Below are 1003 nucleotides of genomic sequence, written 5' to 3' on the forward strand. Positions count from 1 at the left end.
GGAACGCGAAACCCCGTCATGATGCGTTCATGACGGGGTTTCCAGTGCTCGGTCAAAGCTCCGTCGGCAGTGCGCGGCACCGCCGACGGCCATCGCGTCAGATGATGCCGCGATCGGCCAACGGGCCCTGCCAGTCAGGGTATTCGCCTTCGCGGGCGGGGGCGATCGGCTGTTCGGGCTCGCGCTTGACGGGCAGGGTCTTCGGCTTGAACGGGAACTTCTCGGCGCGCATCTTCTCATACGCCACGATATCGTCCTCGTGCTGCAGCGTCAGGTCGATGTCGTCGTAGCCGTTCATCAGACGCCAACGGGTGTAATCGTTCACCTCGAACGGCAGCGTGACATCACCGCAGGTGACGGTGCGATCCTCCAGGCTGACGGTCATCTCGCGTCCCGGTTCCTCTTCGAGCAGCTTCCACAGCAGTTCGACGGATTCCTGCGGCATGATCGCGGCCAGCACGCCGTTCTTGGCGGTGTTGCCATAGAAGATGTCTGCGAAACGGGAGGAGATCACCACGCGGAAGCCATAGTCACGCAACGCCCACACGGCGTGCTCGCGGGAGGATCCGATGCCGAAATCCGGTCCGGCGACGAGAATCTTGCCCTGCTTGAATTCGGGCTTGTTCAGCACGAATTCCGGGTCGCGGCGCCATGCGTAGAACAGGGCGTCCTCGAAGCCGGTCTTCTTGACGCGCTTCAGGAACACGGCCGGAATGATCTGGTCGGTATCAACATTGGAACGGCGGAGCGGCACGGCCACGCCGGTGAGGGTAGTCAGTTTTTCCATTGCAAAATTCCTTCGATATCAGACGATTCACGAATCGGATCACAGATCAGCCGGGGAGCTGATGGTTCCGCGGATTGCCGTGGCGGCGGCGACTGCCGGCGACGCCAGATGCGTGCGGGAGCCCTTGCCCTGACGGCCTTCGAAGTTGCGGTTCGACGTGGAGATGGAACGCTCGTGGGCCACCATCTTGTCCGGGTTCATGCCCAGGCACATGGA

The 1003-nt window shown here is 62.2% G+C and carries 2 protein-coding genes; both read right to left on the reverse strand.

Translation table 11 applies throughout. The features are described 5' to 3' along the window. Positions 1 to 97: 97 nt before the first annotated feature. Positions 98 to 787, reverse strand: coding sequence for a 3-isopropylmalate dehydratase small subunit (gene leuD / locus B3C64_RS07000; RefSeq protein ID WP_291534684.1), 690 nt, complete (start codon positions 785 to 787; stop codon positions 98 to 100). 39 nt (positions 788 to 826) lie between these two features. After that, a partial coding sequence (locus tag B3C64_RS07005) for an aconitase family protein (RefSeq protein ID WP_291534693.1) occupies positions 827 to 1003 on the reverse strand: 177 nt, incomplete at its 5' end.

Origin of the sequence: Bifidobacterium sp. UBA6881 (assembly GCA_002451435.1) — a bacterium.
In the GTDB taxonomy this organism is placed as follows: Bacteria; Actinomycetota; Actinomycetes; order Actinomycetales; family Bifidobacteriaceae; genus Bifidobacterium.